Source organism: [Scytonema hofmanni] UTEX 2349, from assembly GCF_000582685.1.
In the GTDB taxonomy this organism is placed as follows: domain Bacteria; phylum Cyanobacteriota; class Cyanobacteriia; order Cyanobacteriales; family Nostocaceae; genus Hassallia; species Hassallia hofmanni.
Window position 1 is genome coordinate 291444 of record NZ_KK073768.1, and the last position, 18018, is coordinate 309461.

The 18018-nt window shown below is 41.8% G+C and carries 17 protein-coding genes; 8 read left to right on the top strand and 9 right to left on the bottom strand.

The genetic code is table 11. The features are described from left to right. The first annotated feature begins 174 nt into the window (after positions 1-174). Positions 175-378: a type II toxin-antitoxin system HicB family antitoxin gene (locus TOL9009_RS0106395; RefSeq protein ID WP_029631946.1), complete on the top strand. Its 204-nt coding sequence runs from the start codon at positions 175-177 to the stop codon at positions 376-378. A gap of 948 nt (positions 379-1326) precedes the next feature. Here TOL9009_RS0106395 and TOL9009_RS0106400 read toward each other — a convergent pair. Next, positions 1327-2322, bottom strand: coding sequence for a glycosyltransferase (locus TOL9009_RS0106400; protein WP_029631947.1), 996 nt, complete (start codon positions 2320-2322; stop codon positions 1327-1329). Between the two features lie 123 nt (positions 2323-2445). After that, the gene (locus tag TOL9009_RS0106405; RefSeq protein WP_029631949.1) at positions 2446-3129 is read right to left on the bottom strand and encodes a DUF6391 domain-containing protein; all 684 of its coding nucleotides are present in this window, start codon (positions 3127-3129) and stop codon (positions 2446-2448) included. 108 nt (positions 3130-3237) lie between these two features. Between TOL9009_RS0106405 and TOL9009_RS49070 the strand changes: the two genes are divergently transcribed. Next, positions 3238-3360 carry a hypothetical protein gene (locus TOL9009_RS49070; RefSeq protein WP_260675854.1) on the top strand — a complete coding sequence of 41 codons (123 nt, stop codon included), beginning with the start codon at positions 3238-3240 and terminating at the stop codon, positions 3358-3360. Further along, positions 3315-3479, top strand: coding sequence for a hypothetical protein (locus TOL9009_RS44365; protein ID WP_186227706.1), 165 nt, complete (start codon positions 3315-3317; stop codon positions 3477-3479). Before TOL9009_RS49070 ends, TOL9009_RS44365 begins: the two co-directional genes overlap by 46 nt. A 37-nt stretch (positions 3480-3516) precedes the next feature. Here TOL9009_RS44365 and pedR read toward each other — a convergent pair whose 3' ends face one another. Next, on the bottom strand, positions 3517-3780 hold the full coding sequence (gene pedR, locus TOL9009_RS0106415) for a photosynthetic electron transport-dependent transcriptional regulator PedR (RefSeq protein ID WP_029631951.1): 264 nt from the start codon (positions 3778-3780) through the stop codon (positions 3517-3519). A gap of 355 nt (positions 3781-4135) precedes the next feature. On the opposite strand from pedR, the gene TOL9009_RS0106420 reads away from it, so the two are divergent. Next, positions 4136-5113, top strand: coding sequence for a carbohydrate kinase family protein (locus tag TOL9009_RS0106420; RefSeq protein ID WP_029631953.1), 978 nt, complete (start codon positions 4136-4138; stop codon positions 5111-5113). 249 nt (positions 5114-5362) lie between these two features. Here the strand turns inward: TOL9009_RS0106420 and TOL9009_RS0106425 are convergent, their stop codons facing one another. The 6 genes from TOL9009_RS0106425 to TOL9009_RS0106450 form a co-directional block, all read right to left on the bottom strand. Further along, on the bottom strand, positions 5363-5848 hold the full coding sequence (locus tag TOL9009_RS0106425) for a gluconokinase (RefSeq protein WP_029631955.1): 486 nt from the start codon (positions 5846-5848) through the stop codon (positions 5363-5365). A 186-nt stretch (positions 5849-6034) separates the two neighbouring features. After that, on the bottom strand, positions 6035-8299 hold the full coding sequence (locus TOL9009_RS0106430; protein ID WP_029631956.1) for a cation:proton antiporter domain-containing protein: 2265 nt from the start codon (positions 8297-8299) through the stop codon (positions 6035-6037). A 224-nt stretch (positions 8300-8523) separates the two neighbouring features. Then, positions 8524-8934: a hypothetical protein gene (locus TOL9009_RS0106435; RefSeq protein ID WP_029631958.1), complete on the bottom strand. Its 411-nt coding sequence runs from the start codon at positions 8932-8934 to the stop codon at positions 8524-8526. Between the two features lie 449 nt (positions 8935-9383). Then, positions 9384-9833, bottom strand: a complete 450-nt coding sequence (locus TOL9009_RS0106440) for a CAAD domain-containing protein (RefSeq protein WP_029631960.1) — start codon at positions 9831-9833, stop codon at positions 9384-9386. Between the two features lie 41 nt (positions 9834-9874). Then, positions 9875-10339, bottom strand: coding sequence for a BON domain-containing protein (locus tag TOL9009_RS0106445; RefSeq protein WP_029631962.1), 465 nt, complete (start codon positions 10337-10339; stop codon positions 9875-9877). Positions 10340-10475: 136 nt separating this feature from the next. Further along, a complete protein-coding gene (locus TOL9009_RS0106450; RefSeq protein ID WP_029631964.1) occupies positions 10476-12116 on the bottom strand; it encodes a general stress protein in 1641 nt (546 codons plus the stop codon). 350 nt (positions 12117-12466) lie between these two features. Between TOL9009_RS0106450 and TOL9009_RS0106455 the strand changes: the two genes are divergently transcribed. The 4 genes from TOL9009_RS0106455 (at position 12467) to TOL9009_RS0106465 (ending at position 17926) form a co-directional block, all read left to right on the top strand. Beyond that, a complete protein-coding gene (locus tag TOL9009_RS0106455) occupies positions 12467-15580 on the top strand; it encodes an MFS transporter (RefSeq protein WP_029631965.1) in 3114 nt (1037 codons plus the stop codon). Between the two features lie 380 nt (positions 15581-15960). Next, the gene (locus TOL9009_RS0106460; RefSeq protein ID WP_029631966.1) at positions 15961-16500 is read left to right on the top strand and encodes a pentapeptide repeat-containing protein; all 540 of its coding nucleotides are present in this window, start codon (positions 15961-15963) and stop codon (positions 16498-16500) included. Positions 16501-16765: 265 nt separating this feature from the next. Further along, positions 16766-16912: a hypothetical protein gene (locus tag TOL9009_RS46955; RefSeq protein ID WP_186227496.1), complete on the top strand. Its 147-nt coding sequence runs from the start codon at positions 16766-16768 to the stop codon at positions 16910-16912. 243 nt (positions 16913-17155) lie between these two features. Continuing rightward, positions 17156-17926 (top strand): pentapeptide repeat-containing protein, encoded by a 771-nt coding sequence (locus TOL9009_RS0106465; RefSeq protein ID WP_029631967.1) that lies wholly within the window; start codon positions 17156-17158, stop codon positions 17924-17926. Positions 17927-18018: the final 92 nt, after the last annotated feature.

Genomic DNA, 18018 nt, shown 5'->3' on the forward strand with positions numbered 1-18018 from the left:
TATGCTTATTATACGTTGCCCGAAACCCTTGTAGAGACGTAGCACTTGGTAGTCTCTACGTCTTTTCTACCAGATGTCTAATGTAAAGACATTCCGATGGAACGTCTCTACGACGGTAGGAGTGTCAAAATATAGCTAGAACTAGAAAATAAATCCCCAGGAAGTATCTTTACTATGAAGTGGCGAGTAATTCTCGAACCCGATCAAGAAACCGGAGAATGGGCTGTTTGGTGTCCTGAATTACCTGGTTGTACATCCGCAGGTGATACGGAAGAAGAAGCCTTAGAAAATATCCGCGAGGCAATTCAATTATATCTGGAAGCCGATCCAATTCAATTAGCACCAGGCACAATATCCCGCGAGGTTACGGTAGGATGACTCGTACTCGACGAATGAATGCGGATGAGGTTGAAAGAATTTTACACTCACTACGGATTCGATCTGATTTCTCAAAAAGGTAGCCATCTTGACACTCCCCGCGATAAATCGACGTGGATTCTTGGTTCAACGAAACCACTTAACCTAGAGTCCTTGCGTCATCTAGACCAGAGGTGGGATTCTCCCCAAGCGTTAACTTTCCAAGTGCCCCTCGGTAGTTGCATTGCTGCAAGTCCTGTTTAGTTTGAAACAATTTGTTCCAAAATTCTGAGTCGTCTAGCCCTTATGAATCTTTTACCTACTGCGCTTAAAGAAACTAGAACAATGCAGTAGAACCGCATAGATGAGCCACTGCGTTGCGGGGGTTCCCCCCGTTGTAGCAAGTGGCGTTCAATTATCAAGGTTCAGTGCTTTGTCTTTCGACAGCTAGGTTTTTTAAGTGGTTGATTACCTTTCCACTATTATTAGTATAGTGTATTGGTACACTAATTAATTGAAAGCCGTCGTATAAGGACGGGGCTTTAAACCCATTTTTTCGGTAAATGGCGAAATGGCGATCGCCAACTACAAGTAATTGTGCCTTATCACAAAGGTCGGAATCTGCCAATTGGGACTTTGCGTAATATCATGATAGGTGCAGATATTCCCGAATATGAGTGGAAAACTGATTAGTTACAGCGATCGCTCCTGACACTACAATATTCAACCTTTTTGCTCCAGCGATCGCCTCTAAAACTAGAATGGTTGAGTATTATTCAGTTAGGGGGGAAACGCGTAGGCGCAGCCCACCGCAGGCATCGCCTATTTTTTATCTTCAAGACCGATTAGGACAAATATTAGCAGCCTCCTCAGGGTGGCTAGCAACGTAATCTTTGAGCCATGCACAGCCACGCTTGAGTAAATCATCTAGGAATTCGATTTTCCACCTTGAAAGCGCTGAAGCGCTTACTACTTAGAAAAATATTTTTTTCTTAATTTATCAAAAATCTTTTTTGTTCGTAATTTTGTGATATGCATTGCCGTTAAGCTTTTGATATTGCTAGGGTAATGCATTTTGTGGTCAAAAAAATCATTTAGTCCATCTAGAATTACTTGCGATCGCTGATTAATATTTTCTATTCTATATTCTGCTAAAATATGTTCTGGTATTGAATATGATGGATGTTCCAGGGCTTTTAAAATACGTTTTACATCATATTCTTTTGAATATCCAGCAATTTTATTGCAATTAAATCCCGGATCTAAATAGTCAGAAAGTCCACCGTTAATGCTAGAAAAAACTTGACAACCACAAGCTAAAGCTTCTAATGGCTGCATTCCAAAGCCTTCACTGACGGCTTGTTGTGCCCAATATTCTGCTGAGTCGTAGAGGTATACTTTAGCTTGATTAAACAGCTTTCCTAAATCTTCGACATAAGAATCAACAACTAATACTTTACATTGCTGTTGCAAAGCGGGAATTAATTCTTTGATTAAATATTCAGAAGATTTTCGAGCTTGAATTAAAACATCAATATCGCGTTGAATATTTAAATTTTGAAATTGATTACCAATTTGATTGGGCAAATAATAGATAAGAGAGTGGGGGGAATGTTGCCCCCAATATCCCATTGTATTTCGGCTGACGGTGATGATGGGAATATTCGCGGGAAGCTTAAATCCGTAACCTGCACTGTGGGCATGATAAATTATATTGTGTGGCTGTAATTTCCGAGCAAGTTTAGCTACATCAAATCCCCAACTGATAACAAAAATAACATCATCTAAATTTTTCTCTTTTAGCACATCATCTAAAAAAAGCTTACCTTCTTCTCTTTGTCGATAAGTTACAACTTCAGCACTACAAAATTGTTGAGCGAGTTTAATTGTATTTAACTCTACCCAAAGACCACCACAGGCAAATTTGCCATCTGTCCCAGGTAGTAAAAAATAAAGTTTTCTCATGTGAAAATATTACATCTTGATAATTAACAGTAATAAAAATATCGCAACCCTCGTAGAGATGTTCCGGCAGAACGTCTCTACTGGAACGTCAATACAATTGTAAGTAATAAACCTGACATAATATTATTCCCGCCAGCGCACCTTGACAAAATGCGCCTCGCGTCCACAAACATGGCGAGTTACGGCAATATTTTCAATTGCCAAGTTAAAAGGTATCGCAGTTGTGACATATCGCTGCGCTAAAGCACCGATAGGAAGCGCAAGTTTAGCCGCTGTGCTAGCTGCCAAACCCAAACCGACTAATTGCTCAATAGGACGAAATGGAAGCAGCAGATGCATCCCCACCGCTAACCCAGCTGTGAGCAACATAGCGACTGATGCATTTGTACCGCAGCGAGGATGCACGGCTAAATCAACTTCTCCATTGGTGAGACGATGTAAAGCCAATGTTACCGCACGTCGCAAGTTACTAATATTTACTTCACCATAAAGGTAAAATCCTTGCTCGGTAGATAAGCCGCTTAATAGTTCGTTATCAAGTTGAAAATTGCTACATCCTGAAGTTGATTGACCCAGAACCCAAACGGTAGCATGTTCTAAGGCGTGAACCTGTCGCAACATGAGAATTTCTTTTAGCCCTGGTACAAAGGATAGCTGTTTGAGTAAATCGGCATCTTGTGTGGGTTGCCCAAAGTCTGAGCTAATAAAATCCACATTGGCAATTTTTTCAGACATTGGTGTTGTTAAATCAAAGTTAAAAAAATCAAAGAAAGATGATGTTTGTTTGGCAGAAGCAGAGGTATTCATAGAAACACTGCTCCCTACGAAAGAATGGAGCAACATAGATTTGTTTCAAATGTAGCGTTTCAGCCGGTAGATTGTTGCTAATTTTTGTTAGGCAATAGGAAATGGGCAATGGGCATTGGGCAATGGGCAATGGGCAATGGGAAATGGGCAATGGGCAATGGGCAATGGGCAATGGGAAATGGGCAATGGGCAATGGGCAATGGGCAATGGGAATTAAAGAAGCGGCTGTAAGTGATGCGGATTCTAATACAATTCTTTCCATGCCCTATGCCCTATGCCCAATGCCCCATGCCCTATGCCCGATGCCCTATGCCCAATGCCCTATGCCCGATGCCCATTGCCAAAAGTAGGATGACAGACGCGATAAATCGCGTCACTACTAGGCGTTTAATCGTTCGGTTTAGGCAGAGCACAACAATTTACATCATTTAAGCAGACTTTGCCCCACTGCAAAGCCCAGCGGACAAGCGCTACTCGGTTTTCTGTCTGCGTTTTGGTGAGGATGTTGCTGATATGGTTATCAACTGTACGTTTGCTTATTTCCAGTTTCCCTGCAATTTCTTGGTTAGTTAAGCCAGTGGCTACTAAGTCGATAATTTGCAGTTCTCTGTCTGACAGACTAACAGGGGTCTGAGACTCGCCACCAGCCATGACTTTTTCATTCCTCCCTTGGTATATGTACTCAATCGCTCTTTCTAATTCTAGAAGATTCTTTGCTAGCTAGGGATTTCAAGTGTTAGCAGTAATACGATTGTCAATATTCTCTTTATAATTAAAATTTTTGACACTCAAACTAAATGCGAAAAATAGTAATTATTTTATACTATTTATTTATTTAATTGTCGAGATATTACTTAGGCAAATTCCAGAGATAGGAGCATCTACAACTTATATAAGTAGCAAAAATGGCTATTTAATTCTGTGAACAACTGGCGACATAATAGAAAGATTGCTGTAGATTTTATACTGTAAATTAAAGAGTGAAAAATAGAAAATCGAAAATGAAATGAGCAATCCCCGTGTTTTGTGCTTAGGTGAGGTTTTGTTTGATTGTTTAGCCGATCAATTGGGGCTAAAGCTAGAAGAAGTTAAATCGTGGACTCCTTATCCAGGAGGGGCACCAGCTAACGTAGCCTGTGCTTTACTGAAGTTGGGAACGCAAGCAGGCTTTATCGGTTGTGTGGGTGAAGATGAACCGGGAAATTCTCTGGTAAAGCTTTTAGAAGAGGTAGGTGTAGATACGACGGGGGTGCAACGCCATTCTACAGCACCAACGCGGCAAGTTTATGTTACACGCTCAATGGAAGGCGATCGCACTTTTGCGGGCTTTGGGGAATATGATACTTCTGAATTTGCCGATACTCGCCTCAAAGCGGAAAAATTATCACAATCGCTATTCCAAGAAGCAGATTTTCTGGTTTTGGGTACTTTGGAATTAGCATATCCCGAAAGTGCTTCGTCAATTCACCGCGCTCTTGATTTAGCAGAACAATACGATTTGAAAATTATGCTAGATGTCAATTGGCGCCCGGTATTTTGGAAAAATCCTGATATTGCACCAGCGAAAATTCGCGAATTATTTAAGCGGGTGGATTTTATCAAATTAGCATTAGAAGAAGCCGAATGGTTATTTGATACCACGGATGCGGGGGCGATCGCTCATCGTCTTGATTCCATTGAAGGTGTATTAGTCACGGATGGAGAAAATGGTAGTGCTTATTGTCTTGGGGAAAATGAAGGCAAATTACCGGCTTTTTCCGTCCCTGTGGTTGATACAACCGGTGCGGGAGATAGCTTTTTAGCAGGGTTAATTCATCAACTCCTCATTCATGGTATCCAAAGCTTGAGGAACCCGGAAACTGCACGGGCAATTGTGACTTATGCTAGCGCTGTCGGGGCGCTGACGACAACGAAACCCGGTGCGATCGCTTCTCAACCAACCAAAGCCGAAGTTGAAGCTTTTCTGGCTTCGCATCAACTTTAGAATGTAATATAAATTGGGATATCAGTTGCGATCGGCTGATATTCCATAGTGGAAAATATGTAAGGATTAATACAGCGTAAAGACGTTCCATCGGAACGTCTCTACGACGGTTAGAGCGATCGCCTGACGCGAACACGAGTGTTACAATGGCTATTCTTTGAGCAGTATAGCCTGTCAGCAAACGTTTCCCGCCCCAGATTTTATATTTCCGTTCTTAAACAACCAGACAAAGTTACTCATTTAATTTGACTAAATCTCCAAAGTCATTATAATATTTTGCAGTATTTCCTTTGGCGACTCGAAAACATCAACCAAAATCGCGTCTGTTGGCTCCTCAAGGGTATCAAACTGGCTTTGAAGAAGTTTTTCACTCATGAAATGATTGTGACGATCTTGCAAGCGTTTTTGAATCAATTCAAACGAACCTTTAAGGTAAACTAATTTAACACGTTCATCATTAATTAAAAGATACTGACGATAGCTAGCTTTCAGTGCCGAACACGCTAAAACTACATTTTGATTTTCTTGCAGCCAATGTTGTATTGCTTGTTGCATTGCTAGCAACCACGGTATTCTATCTAAATCGTTGAGGGAAATTCCCTGGCGCATTTTGTCAATATTTTCTGGAGAATGAAAAGAATCGGCGTCTCTAAATTCACAATGCAAGGATTCTGCCAGCAGTTGTCCAATGGTAGTTTTACCAGAACCAGAGACACCCATCACGAGAATTATCATAGAGAGCATTTCAGACAGCCTCGAATTATTATAACGATGTAGCGATACCTTTCCTGAGGAACGCTAACGCAACTATGGGGACAATACCGCTGTGGTTGACTTTCCAAGGCACTGGCGATCGCTACAGAAGACAAAACCCGCTTCGGTTCTGCGGGTTATTTTTGTGTAGTAGCGAATTCTATTCGCTTAACGCCACGAATTACCATTTAAGGTAATCACGGCTACCGGACAAGGCGCCTTATTAAGGATAGCATCGGCGCGGTGTCCGAAAAACACGCGATTTGTGACTGTCCGAATAGTGCTACCCATGACAATTAAATCTACTTGGTGAGAATGGGCAAAGTTGAGAATTTCTAATTCGGGAATTCCCGTCAGAATTACAGTTTTCACCTCAGCACCTAGTCCCCGTCCGAGTTCTGCTTGCTGTTGCACAATCTGCTCGGCAATCTCTGTTATCGATCGCATTGTCTGCTCTTCAAACAAAATATACTCGCGCTGAGTCCGATTGACAACGTTAACTAATGTGACAATCGCCCCGGTTTGAGCCGCGATTGTGCTAGCAATCTCAACTGCATATTCGCTGCGATCGCCACCACTAGTAGGTACTAAAATCTGACTAATCTTGTAAGAGTTAATTGCTTCGCCCAAATCTTTGGCTTTGAGCAAATTCGACTTCACCACCATTGTGGCGCAAGGAGCTTCTTGAATGACGCGATCGACTAGCACATTAAATAAAGCACCGCTTTTGCGCGAACTTTCAGTTGCACCAATAACAATCAAGTCATATCCTTTACTGGCTTCTTTAACAATTACGTCAGCAATATCGTTTCCTGATTCTACTTTCGTGTTCAACATTCCATCCGTCGGCAGGTGAATTTGCTCGGCTACGGCAGCGATCGCTAATTCAGGTGTATGAATTTTGACATCTTTCCTAGAAAAGTTTACTGCATTTCCTATGGTTTGTTTATCTTTTTTAGCAAACAAAGCCGTGACTTCTAGGGTATTCTGATGTGCCAGATGGCTAACTAACTGAGCAGCTAATCTGACATTGGGTCCGCCTTGAGTAGGTAGGAGTATTCGGCGGATGCGCTTAATAAAACTGCGGCTTGCGAGTTGTTCTTTTTGCAAGCGTTGAGCTTCTTCTTCACCGATTTCTACTTTCGACAGTGCCCAGCGTAACAAAGGCGGAGCCATTAAAGAAGTAACGATCGCCACCATGACAATAATCGAATACATTTGCTGGTTTAGCACGCCCAAGGAAACGCCGATAGTAGCAACAATAATCTCCATTGCACCACGGGCATTCATCCCCGAACCCATCGCGATACCTTCCCAGTGCGACAAACCACCGGCACGAGAACCGATGTAGGCACCAGTGAACTTGCCAAAACAGGCGATCGCCAACACAATTAAACCAATAAAGAATGTTTCCGGTGCCAGCAGTTGCACTAAATCTACCTTTAATCCGGCTGTGGCAAAGAAAATCGGTGCCAGAAACCCAGCTGTAATCACTTCTAAAGTTATCCCGGCTTCGCGACTAAAGCGTGGCGATTGTCCGGCAAGAATCCCGGTAACAAAAGCTCCCAGTGCAGCTTCAATACCTAAAGCGTGAGTTAAAGCGGCAGCACCTAGCGCCAAAACTAACAAAGCCGATAAACTAGCCGTAGCACCGCCGATGTAATCATCTACCCAGCGTAACATCCAAGCCATAAGCGATCGCCCGACGGTAAAGGCAAGTCCTAAAAATATTAGCGCTCCCGCAACCGACCTAAATACCGTTATAAAATCGAATTTGCCACTGGTTGCTAAACCCGACACTACAGAAAGGAGAATCCAGCCAAGAGTATCATCAGTCATACCCGCAGCTAAGGTAACTTGCCCAATGTCGCGCCGAATCAACTTTAAGTCCATCAGTACCTTGGCAATTACCGGAACTGCTGAGATACTCATCGCAGTAGCGATAAACAAGCTGAAAATTAACCGTTCGTTAGGGTTCGCTAAAAAGTTATCTGGTAGCAACCATCCCAATCCTAATCCTGTGGCAAAGGGAACAATAATCCCCCCTAAAGAAATGAGTAGGGCGATTTTGCCTTTGCGGACAATTAAGTTTAAGTCTGTTTCCAATCCAGTTACAACCAACAAAAATAGCACTCCCAACCAGGAAACTACTGAAAGTAAATCTGACTGTGCTTGAATGCGGGGAAAAATGTGCTTTTGTAAACTTGGTAGAATTAACCCGAATATGGATGGACCCAGGATCACCCCTGCCAACAGTTCACCGATTACCGGCGGTAGTTGGATTCGCCGCATAAACTCCCCTAAACCTCTGGCGACCAAAAGCAGCAAAGCTAACTCGAGTAATATCAGAAACAACTCGTGATGACCGAGGGGCTTGATCAAACCTTTTTCGGGTGCACCAGCGATCAGGAAAAGGTCAAGCAGTAAATTCATTGAGATTATGTAGGGGTTGTATATAAACTGTATTGCAAGCGGGGAGGGTGCGCTTTCTTCGCGAGTGGGGTGTACCTTATTTACTTGCAATACGACGATCCGGCTGATATTCTAGCAAATTATGATAACTCACCGTTATTAAAATAAGCGACGACCGGGAGAAAAGCCCGATCGCCGCAGTGAAAATGCCGTATAACTATCAGAGAAACTTTAAGAGTGCAAAACTAAACGGCACCCGGACCTCTACCGCGTTTGTCACCTGTTTCGGTCAATTCTCCTTGCTTGTCTTCGTTGATTTCTTCGAGTTCTTCGACCCGTGCAGCTTCATCTGCTGCTGCTGTTTGGCTGGCATCTCCAGGTGTCTCGTAGTACATTTCCGGTTCGACTGCGTAGTTGTTCAAAAGACCTTCTTTATCCACCGTGTAGCCGTCTGTGGTGCGGATGCTGTCACCAGGGTGGGTTTGGTCGTCGGTGAGCGCACTTGCTTCCCTTTCTTCGGTGGGGGTTGTTTTAAATTGATCTCCTTCTCTATCTCTACGAGCGGCAGTTTCCGCAGGCACAATACCTCTATCGTAATTATCTTCTTTAACGCGATCGGATGAATCTACTGCTTTATTAAACTTTTGTTCAGCCATAAATCAAATCCTTTTTCAACTGATTGAATAACTTTATAAACTAGATTAAGTGTTTTTGTTATGATGATTACACTATCTTTAGAAGGGAATTAGCTCAAAAAATTCATTTTTTTTCTCTATCATCAGGTAGATTTTATAAAAACCTATAATTAATTTTTATTATTGTAGAGACGTTCCGCCGGAACGTCTTTACATTGTAGAGACTTCCACACCGAACGTCTTTACATTGCAGAGACTTCCACACCGAACGTCTTTACATTGCAGAGACTTCCACATCGAACGTCTTTACATTGTAGAGACTTCCACACCGAACGTCTTTACTGGACGCGATATAGCCTAAAAGAAAACGGTCAAGTCAGAAAGTTGATTTCGACTTGACCACAAACAAGCAAAAAAATTCCGGACACAACATTTAACAAAATTAAATTTGCTTATCGGCAGGGGTTAATTTACATTTCTGAAACATTGCTACCAAAAGTCTGTTCTTTGAGCGATTGAATGTTAGCAGATAATTCTTGCCGAGTCGAATCTTTGAGTAAATAGCGGAAAGTAAACCAAGTTGAGTAACTAATTCCCACTAACTCAAAAGTTGGAGATAGCAGCGGAATATGATTGATGGCATCCAAAATTGCCAGAACTATTTTGACTGCGACAATTGCTGCTATAAATAAACCAACGTTGATAATTGGTTTCTTGTATTCGCTAAAGAATCTACCTAAGTTTTCCGGCAATTTCGCTAAAGAATCTGAAACTTGTTGTCCAAATTCCTGCAATTGGTTTTCTGGTTCACTCGCAGGTGGTAGCATTGGCAGACTTTGCGGGTTTGAACCTGCAATTGCTACCATTTCCTTTGGTGAAGTGGGAGTAGCGTATTCCGATTGTTGTAAGTTGGCATCCATGTTTATTCTACATTGAGAGAAGAAAAAGATTTTTGCGGGGATTATTTCTTAACAACGGTTGCTTTATTTACCACTTGTTGGACACCTTTAATTTCTTTAGATAAAGGTTCAATCTTAGCTAATTGGGCTTCATTAGTTACAGTTCCTGTAACAGTTACTGTACCATCATTTGTAGCATCAACTGCTAAATTACCGTTGGGGATATTAGCTTCCAATTTAGAGCGAACTTGACTTTTCAGGTCGCCTACGGCTCTGTCGGTATCGCCTCCAGTCACATTATTCCGTTCTTCACGAGCCTTAATGTCGGCATTTAGCTGTCTTCTGCGGACTTCACTTTGAGCATCTTCTTTCGCAGCTTCAGTTGCTTCTACGCTTGGCGCTTCGGTTTGAGATACAGTTTTATTAGCATCATTTGGTGCATCCGCGCTAGTTTTAGCGGGGTTTTGACAAGCAGCAGCACCAAAAACTAATACGCAACTAATTAAGAAGGGAGTTAGCTTTTTCATTTGTTTAATTATTACTAGAAACGAGTAAATTGTGAAGTGGTGAGGAGGAAGTTTTTCATTCTCTGGTTTCCAAATCAGACCTGGAAATTCTTGCAAATCGCCAACAGGTTAGGCTCAGAAACCAGAGGTAAAAAGTTTATCGGACAGATTCATCGCGACGGTCAACAACGATTACTGAGGGTTCGTTGCTATCAAGTGTCGGCGGTACATAATTGCTTTGAGTTGTGTTAACAACAGGTGTTGGTTGAGTAACAACTGACCGATCGCCTGGACGATCTAAATCGGTAGCATCATAGATGTTAAAATCTTCAACATGTCGCCGTCTGAGGATTTCTTCAGCGCGGTGAACTTCTGCATCTGTGCCATCAACGATTACCAAATAATCGCCTCTGTTAATGCGATCGTTATAAACTTTGGCATTTTTTTCGGGTATTCCTAAACCAACTAATGCCCCAGCTATACCCCCAGCAGCTGCACCAATTGCACCACCTGTCAAAGCCGTAGCCAAAGCAGTTGCAGCCGCACCACCTAATAGTACTGGACCCACTCCGGGAATCGCGAGGGTGCCAAGACCAACTAATAAGCCGCCTAAACCGCCTAATGCACCACCTGTAACTGCACCTGTTTTTGCGCCATCGTCGGCTTTGGTATCGTCTACACGGTCATTTAGACGCACACCAGCAACGTTGTGGTCTGCATTCTTACCGATGATTGAAACGCGATCCATTGAGATTCCATCATCGCGTAAATCGGTAATTGCAGCTTCGGCAACACGTCGGTCAGAGAATACACCGATCGCTCGTTTTCTATGCAGAGGTGCGTTACTTACAGGACTACCGATGCCAGTTGGATTGGGATACAAATCTCCTCTTGGACTTGCTTCCGGGTCAAAAACCTGCCACTGTTGAATTCCATGCCGATTGAGAATTGCCGCAGCGTGGTTAATTTCATCATCTGTACCATCGACGATGATAACGTATTGTCCTTGATCGATTATTTCATTGTAAAAGCGATGGCGATCGCCTGGTAGATGCCATCTATTTTGATCAAAGCGATCGCGTAAATCAACGCCGGCAAATGCATCGGGACGGGTTGAGTTTTGATGAACTAGAGAAATTTGGCTTAAAGGAAAGCCTGCTGTTCGCAAATCGTTGATTGCAGATTCTGCATTATTCAGATTTGAGAAATAACCAACAGCATGTTTTCTCACACCGACATTCTGATTAGGAACACCCGGATGGTTATAAATGCCAAACTCTTCTACACCACTAGTATGCAGAATTTTTTCCGCTTCGGCAATTTCCGCATCTGAACCATCAAGGATGACTAAATATTGTCCTCGTTGGACGCGATCGTTGTAAACTCTGGCTCGTTCTTCGGGAATTCCCAAGCCAATTAATCCACCCAACAAACTCCCCGCTAATGCACCAATACCAGCACCTGCTAAAGTTGTTGCTAAGGCGGTTGCTGCTGCACCTGCCAGCATAATTGGTCCAATTCCGGGAATTGCTAAGGTTCCCAAACCAACTAATAAGCCTGTCAATCCACCTAAAGTACCACCGGAAACTGCCCCAACTGTAGCACCTTCATCAGATTTATCGCCAACACGTTCTGTAACTTCCGCACCAGCTATATTTTTATCGCCGTCTGCATCTTGCACTACTACAGACACTCTATTCATATCAAAGCCGGATTTTTTCAGTTCATGGAGCGCTTCTTCTGCATCCCGGCGATTAGCAAATACGCCTACAGCGCGTCTATGTATTCCCACAACCATTTTCAAATTCTCCAATACTAATATTTTTCTTTCTTTAGTCGCTTGAATAACTCTATTTATCCATTTTATTAGTCAAGTCGTCATCAATCCCTTGGAATAAGTTTTACCTCTATCTGGAGTATGATAGGAGTTACCGTACCTATATGTTAATAACAACAAAGCAAAAAATTTGCTTTTTGAATCTATATATACTTTCTGAGTTTATTTGAAGAAATGTATCAAAAATTAATTTCCTAACTACACGCAAAACTACTACTTTTGATAAAGCCATTTATTACTGAAGTCAGTGTGCATCTAGATAATTGGTCGTTAGCTTGAAGTAGTAGTAAGTGCGAAAGTGAGAAAATAATATGTTTTCCAGTTTGCAAACAGCTTTGAACTTAAACGAAGCACACGGATTACAATCGCTGCCAATTGCTCAGGCAGTTGTAATTCCCGAAGTATCACTTGGTTTTTCGGAACCGAAGTTTTTGGTAGCAATGCTATCTGGTGTATTGATGGCATTTGCCTTTCAATTTTTATTAACAAACTTCTCTCTAGCGGTGGGAATTTCTACTTTAGGTGGTGACTCATCTGATGATGATGATTATCAAAGCTTGGGTAGCACAATTCGTGGTGTTGAAGCAAAAGTAGGAATTTGGGCACTGTTAACCGCGAGTATTGCCTTATTTGCTGCTTGTTTTCTCGCAGTCAAACTGAGCTTAATTGGTAGCGCAGTTTTAGGAGCAATTATCGGTGTTGTGATTTGGTCTACATACTTTTTCTTAATTGTTTGGTTAGGTTCAACAGCCGTAGGGTCATTAATTGGTTCTCTTGTAAAGACTGCAAGTGCTGGCTTTCAAGGAATGATGGGAACAGCAACGGCAGCTTTAGGTGCTAATGTTGCGAAAAATCAAATGGTTTCTACTGCGGAAGAAATTACAGCCGCAGTTCGTCGCGAATTAACTTCTGGTTTTGACCCCGATAGTATCAAAAATACGCTGCAAAGTTCTTTAAGTTCTTTGCAATTGCCAAAGCTGGATGTCAAAGATATTCGCAATCAATTTGACCAGTTGCTGAAAGATGTAGATTTACAATCTCTTGGCGATCGCGATGTTTTGAAAAATATTAATCGCCAGACTTTTGTTGATTTAATCAGCAGCCGATCTGACTTTTCTCAAGAAGATATAAATAACATTGCTGACCAATTAGAAGGTGCTTGGCAACAAGTTTTAAATAGACAAAACAATCCCACAGAGCAAGTATTGAATTTGCTCAATTCTGTGACTCCGGAAGAAATCAATTCTGATAAATTAGGCGAAAAGCTTCAAGAATTAGTCACAAGTGGTGTCGGTAATGGCAAGCAAAGCAATGGCATGATGAAACAAGCTATTGAATTAGGCTTGAGCGCTGCTGTACCTGTAGTATTGAAGAATGCAAATTTATCTAATATAGATTTGGATAAAATTACACCTCAGTTGCAAAAGCTGAAAGAAAAAGTTCAAGATGTAGATGTTGAAAAAATTAGACAACAACTACAAAATTTAAGCCAGCAAGCAAAGGCAAAATTGCCAGCAGCTAGCAACACAATTAAGACAGATGTCGAAGATTACATTTTGAATTCGTTTCCTTGGCATTTTAACCCGCTGACGATTAAAAATGAATTCAAAGATGTGATTTATGACCAAAATGCAGATGCTGGAAAAGTAAGACGGCAATTGTCAGAAATAAATTTAGAGTATTTTAGCAACTTGCTGAAGCAACGTGGTGATATCAGCGAAGAGCGGATCAAAGAAATTTCCGAACAAATGGAAAGCGATCGCAACGAAGTTTTAGAAGTTGTTGGGCAAGCAGAATCGCAGCAAACAAATCAAAACTTCCGCACTCGCGTTGAAGAATATCTGCGTTCGACTGGAAAGGAAGAACTCAACCCAGAAGGTATTCAACGGGATTTTGCTAAGTTAGTGGAAGATCCAGAAGCGGGTTTTGCCGATTTGAGCGATCGCTTTAAACAATTTGACCGCGATACTTTGGTACAATTGCTCAAGCAACGTGAAGACATCAGCGATGAAGAAGCTAACAATATTGTTGGTTCAATTGAAAGTACTCGCGATAATGTCTTAAATCGCGCTCAAGAATTGCAAGAACAAGCAAAAGCTAAAACTGATGAATTGCGTCAAAAAGTAGAAGGATATCTGCGGAATACGAATAAAGAAGAACTCAATCCCGATGCTATCAAACGCGAGTTTAAAGTATTGTTGGACGATCCGCAAGCGGGAATCAGCTTATTGCGCGATCGCTTCTCGCAATTTGACAGGGATACATTAGTTCAACTGTTGAGTCAGCGTCAAGATTTAAGCGAAGAACAAATTAATCAAGTTCTCGATAATTTTGAATCGGTACGCGATAATATTTTGCAAGCACCGCAAAAAGCGAAAGAACAATACGAACAAACGACAACAGCAATTGCCGAATATCTTCGTAATACCAATTTGGAAGAATTGAATCCTGAAGGTATTAAAGCAGATTTAGAAAAGTTACTCGACAATCCGAAAGAAGGTGCTTCTGCTTTACGCGATCGCTTATCGCAAGTTGATCGAGAAACCTTAACTAAACTTGTCACTTCCACCGGTAACTTGAGCGAAGAACAAGTTAATCAGATAATCGATTCTGTGCAATCAGCGATTGACAATATTATCAAAGCACCACGTCGTTTTGCAAATCGTGCGACAAAAGGAGCTTTAGATTTTGAAGCGAATCTAGAAAACTATTTGCGGAATACGAACAAAGAAGAACTTAACCCAGATAGTATCAAGCGCGATTTACAATTGTTGTTGTCTTCTCCCCGTGCAGGAATTGGAAGTTTAAGCGATCGCGTTGCTAAAATCGACCGTTCATCAGTTGTCGCTTTGCTATCTCAACGTGAGGATATTTCCGAAGAAGAAGCAAACCGCATTGTCGATCAAATCGAATCGGTTCGCAACTCACTTGTAGAACAGTATCAACAGATTCAGCAAAGAGTACAATCGGTAGTTGAGGGAATTTTTGGGAAAATTCGCAACTATCTCAACTCGCTGGATCGTCCGGAACTTAACTATGAAGCAATTAAGCAAGATGTGACGAAAGTCTTTGACGATCCCCAAGCTGGATTTGAAGCATTGCGCGATCGCTTAAGTCAATTTGATCGTGATACTTTAGTTGCTGTCATTAGTTCCCGTCAAGATATTTCCGAAACGCAAGCTAATAAGATTATCGACCAAATCGAAGCCTCACGCGATCGCGTTTTACACCAAGCAGAACGCATCCAAAAAGAGACACAAAGACGTTTGAATGCAATTAAAGAGCTAGGGAAAAAGCAAGCTGAAGAAACGAAGAAAACCGTTGCCAGTGCAGCTTGGTGGTTATTTGGTACAGCTTTAACATCCCTCGCAGCTAGTGCAATTGCTGGTGCGATCGCTGTTTCAGGTATACCCTTTATCGGTTAAATCATCTCCATTTTTAGTAGAGACGTTCCACCGAATTTAGTAGAGACGTTCCGGTGGAACGTCTTTATATTGTAAATAATTTACCGATGATAATATCAATTTAATTCCACATTCCACACTCAAAAATGCAATACATTGAAGCAAACAAACAGCAAACTCATGCAACCAAGTTAAAAATCTCCTGCACGGTTAACTTTTATGACTTTACCATCCCTCTGGACTAAATATCGTAACAACCCACCAGACGCGAAATTGAACTTCGTTCCGCTTCGCTAACGCGTCTGGTGGGTTGTTTTCTGGAGATGTCTAAAAAAGTAGACAATTACAAGGTAATTACGCGAAAATAAATAGGCAAAATCCCTATTACTTAGGTAGCAACCATGCATCAGTCCAATTTGCGCGATCGCATACTTTTCACCCTCGCTGCTGTACTCACCGGCGCCACTCTTGTAGCTGGGGTGGGAATTTATCTGGGATTGAAAACTGTAGACACATCAACCAAGCCATCAGAAACATCTAACTTAACACCACAAGATGTATCATCAGAAGCACCTGTAGAAACATCTAACTTACCACCACAAAAAGTATCCGTGGTGCAACTAGCAGATTCTAGCCCAAAAAATCAATTAGGTAAAAACCTTGGTGGTGCAAACTTACAAGGAAGAGACTTGCGGGGAAGAAACTTAAGTAATGCAGATTTAGGTGGTGCAAATCTGCGTAACGCTAACTTGAGTGGTGCAGATTTAAGTAGCGCAAAACTTGGGGGTGCGAATCTGGAAAAAGCCAACTTAACAAATGCTAATTTGAGTTATGCTGACTTGGGCGGTGCTAATCTTGGGAATGCTAACCTTAAAGGTGCTAATTTGAACAATACTCGACTTGATGGTGCTAACACTAAAGGTGCAACTTTGCCTTATTAGTTGCGATCGCTTTCTGGGAGACTCTATGTAACTGATCCCCAGTCAGAAGTAAAAAATACAGAATTTATTTATGTTGTTTGTAGTTCCTTGTCAATAATCAGCGATCGCCTCCATAACCTAAATTTACGTGATTAGCGTCACCCCAAAAACAGATCCAAATCATTTGTACCACATTCGGTTATCAGCTAGATTAGAAGAAAAATAAATCATACGCTAAAAGGCAAATAGTGGTTGAGTGATTATTTAATGGTTGTGAGGTGTGACTATGCTGGAAAAATTATTATTAGCGGCTGTCCTAACTTTTGCACTTAGCTTATGTGTCAAGATGGGTTGGTCTTCATCCAGTCAGACAACTGGAGAGGTAAACTTGCACAATCATGCAGTTTTCACTCTGACTCAGCGGGATAACTAAATAGAGATAAGAAGTATAAATTAAATATGCGTTATCCAAAACCCTTGTAGAGACGTTCCGACGGAACGTCTTTACGTCTTTTCTGGAGATGTCTAATATATACAGCACTACAGCGGGCGACAGTTTGAAATTCTCCACATAAAACAATCAAGAATTTAGTGATGCTTGATACTTTAACCTGAGTTATAACTGTGTCAACTTCTCAGGCGAAGTTTCTAACTTAGAAGCATTCTGACACAGATTATGAAAAAGCAAATTCTATCCACAGTCGTATTTTTAACCACAATTAGCTTAACAACCGTCGCTCAAGCCGCAAATTCTGAACACATTAGACAGTTATTAGCAACCAAACAATGTGAAAGCTGCGATTTGAGCAACGCTGGTTTGGTGCTAGCAGACTTATCTGGAGCGAACTTGAGTAAAGCCAATCTTAGTGGTGCAAACCTCAGTCGTGCCAACTTGAGCAGTGCAGATTTAACAGGTGCCAATTTGAGCGGTGCGAGTTTATTTGGGGTTAACCTGAGTGGTGCGAAACTTAATGGGGCAAATTTGCTGGGTACTGATTTGAGAAATACCTATCTTGCCAACGCGGAATTAAATGATGTTAGCCTAAACGGTGCAAACTTGCAAGGAGCGTTGGGTATACCATTGCAAGCAGCTAAACCAGAAGAATTTTATGCTTGGGGAGTAGCAGAAGCGCAAAAAGGCAACCAACAACATGCCATTGATTATTTTAATCAAGCGATCGCTAGTAAACCAGACTTTGCCGGCGCTTATCTCGCTCGTGGTGTTGCCCGTTATCAAATTTTAGATCGACAAGGTGCATTTCAAGATGCTCTAACTGCTGAAAACCTGTTTAAAAGCAAAAACGACAACCCCGGAATGCAAACAGCGCAAGCTTTTCTTCTCGAACTGAAAACACCCCAAGGTAGTAAAGTAACCACCGGCAAACCTAGTTTAGTTGACTTTTTAGGCGGAGTGGCGTCAGTATTACTTCAGTTCTTTCCTTTTTAGGGGAGTGTCGGGTGTCGGGTGTCGGGTGTCGGGTGTCGGAGAGAAAAAAGTCAGAGGGTGTGGGATGTAGTAAGACTTTCTCCAGTTCCCTA

Bases quoted from the DNA above. Each gene is read 5' to 3' on its own strand.
- TOL9009_RS0106395 (WP_029631946.1), top strand. From the start codon at position 175: ATGAAGTGGCGAGTAATTCTCGAACCCGATCAAGAAACCGGAGAATGG.
- TOL9009_RS0106400 (WP_029631947.1), bottom strand. From the start codon at position 2,322: ATGAGAAAACTTTATTTTTTACTACCTGGGACAGATGGCAAATTTGCC.
- TOL9009_RS0106405 (WP_029631949.1), bottom strand. From the start codon at position 3,129: ATGAATACCTCTGCTTCTGCCAAACAAACATCATCTTTCTTTGATTTT.
- TOL9009_RS49070 (WP_260675854.1), top strand. From the start codon at position 3,238: ATGGGCATTGGGCAATGGGCAATGGGCAATGGGAAATGGGCAATGGGC.
- TOL9009_RS44365 (WP_186227706.1), top strand. From the start codon at position 3,315: ATGGGCAATGGGCAATGGGCAATGGGAATTAAAGAAGCGGCTGTAAGT.
- pedR (WP_029631951.1), bottom strand. From the start codon at position 3,780: ATGGCTGGTGGCGAGTCTCAGACCCCTGTTAGTCTGTCAGACAGAGAA.
- TOL9009_RS0106420 (WP_029631953.1), top strand. From the start codon at position 4,136: ATGAGCAATCCCCGTGTTTTGTGCTTAGGTGAGGTTTTGTTTGATTGT.
- TOL9009_RS0106425 (WP_029631955.1), bottom strand. From the start codon at position 5,848: ATGATAATTCTCGTGATGGGTGTCTCTGGTTCTGGTAAAACTACCATT.
- TOL9009_RS0106430 (WP_029631956.1), bottom strand. From the start codon at position 8,299: ATGAATTTACTGCTTGACCTTTTCCTGATCGCTGGTGCACCCGAAAAA.
- TOL9009_RS0106435 (WP_029631958.1), bottom strand. From the start codon at position 8,934: ATGGCTGAACAAAAGTTTAATAAAGCAGTAGATTCATCCGATCGCGTT.
- TOL9009_RS0106440 (WP_029631960.1), bottom strand. From the start codon at position 9,833: ATGGATGCCAACTTACAACAATCGGAATACGCTACTCCCACTTCACCA.
- TOL9009_RS0106445 (WP_029631962.1), bottom strand. From the start codon at position 10,339: ATGAAAAAGCTAACTCCCTTCTTAATTAGTTGCGTATTAGTTTTTGGT.
- TOL9009_RS0106450 (WP_029631964.1), bottom strand. From the start codon at position 12,116: ATGGTTGTGGGAATACATAGACGCGCTGTAGGCGTATTTGCTAATCGC.
- TOL9009_RS0106455 (WP_029631965.1), top strand. From the start codon at position 12,467: ATGTTTTCCAGTTTGCAAACAGCTTTGAACTTAAACGAAGCACACGGA.
- TOL9009_RS0106460 (WP_029631966.1), top strand. From the start codon at position 15,961: ATGCATCAGTCCAATTTGCGCGATCGCATACTTTTCACCCTCGCTGCT.
- TOL9009_RS46955 (WP_186227496.1), top strand. From the start codon at position 16,766: ATGCTGGAAAAATTATTATTAGCGGCTGTCCTAACTTTTGCACTTAGC.
- TOL9009_RS0106465 (WP_029631967.1), top strand. From the start codon at position 17,156: ATGAAAAAGCAAATTCTATCCACAGTCGTATTTTTAACCACAATTAGC.